At 69.1% G+C, this 987-nt stretch carries 1 protein-coding gene; it reads right to left on the bottom strand.

Annotated elements, in window-relative coordinates:
* The coding region (locus VXC91_RS46060; RefSeq protein ID WP_329513280.1) for a transposase at positions 1 to 869 on the bottom strand (869 nt) is incomplete at its 3' end.
* Positions 870 to 987 lie beyond the last annotated feature (118 nt).

The following is a 987-nucleotide window of genomic DNA, read 5'->3' as shown; positions in this document are numbered from 1 at the left end:
TCCTGGAGTTCGCCGTCCTGCTTGACCGAGGTCTCCCACGCGGTCTCGGGCAGGCGGGCGATGGCCTTTTCGTCCTCGTCGGTGATCGTCCAGCCGGTGGTGAAGCGGACCGTGCGGCGCATCGTGTTCAGATCCCGCAGGTGCTCGTGCAGACCGTGGGTGGCCCCGGCGCCGTCGACGCGCACCAAGATCTTGGCGGTGGAGGCGCCGGGGACCTGGGCCAGCGCGGCGGCAAGCACCCGCAGGTGGTCGGCCACCGTGTTCGAGCCAGCGCCGCCAGTCCGCAGCCACATGGCCAGGCACTCGCCTGTATTCGCACACCACGCGGCCAGTGGATGAAAGCCGAAGGTCTTTTTCCAGGTCGCCGAGGCGCCCTCCTTCTTCGACGCTGCCGTGATGATCGTGGCGTCCATGTCGATCACGATCCAGCGGTGCAGGTGCTTACCAGCGACGGTCAGCCACGGAAACCCACCCGGCCGCAGGCACAACAGCGACCACACGTGCCGACGCACTCTCGCCCTCGCCTCCGCGATCCTCGCCAGGACCTCGGCGTCCATCGCGGCGAGCGTCCGGCGCGTCGTCGAGTCCGACACCGCCGGCCCGAACAGGCCCTGATGGTGGGCCTGTAACTGCTCGGCGTCGGACAGGTTCACCGCCCCCAGCACGATCGCTACGGCGAGCTGCACGACCACAGCCCCGCGATCTCGCCACCCACACCCCGTCCCGGCGGGCAGCACGCCTGCCAGCGCGGCCGTCAGCCCCGTACGGTCCGCCAGCTTCCGCAGCAGCACCGCCCCGGCATGCCCGATCAGCCCCTTGCCGTCGGCGACCACGGACAGCCGCCGGTCCCACCCTGTAGGCTCGCTCACCAGATTGGTGCCCTGACTCTCGCAGCGGATACGACCTCGACACTCGCATCCTTGCAGGCCAGCGGCACCTTTCTGCTACCGGACCGTCAGATCACCCAATTCCGCTGAATATCCAGGG

It is taken from the genome of Streptomyces chiangmaiensis, assembly GCF_036281785.1.
GTDB classification, from domain to species: Bacteria; Actinomycetota; Actinomycetes; order Streptomycetales; family Streptomycetaceae; genus Streptomyces; species Streptomyces chiangmaiensis.
Note: the sequence above shows the minus strand (reverse complement) of the source record. Positions and strands in the feature narration are given on the sequence as shown.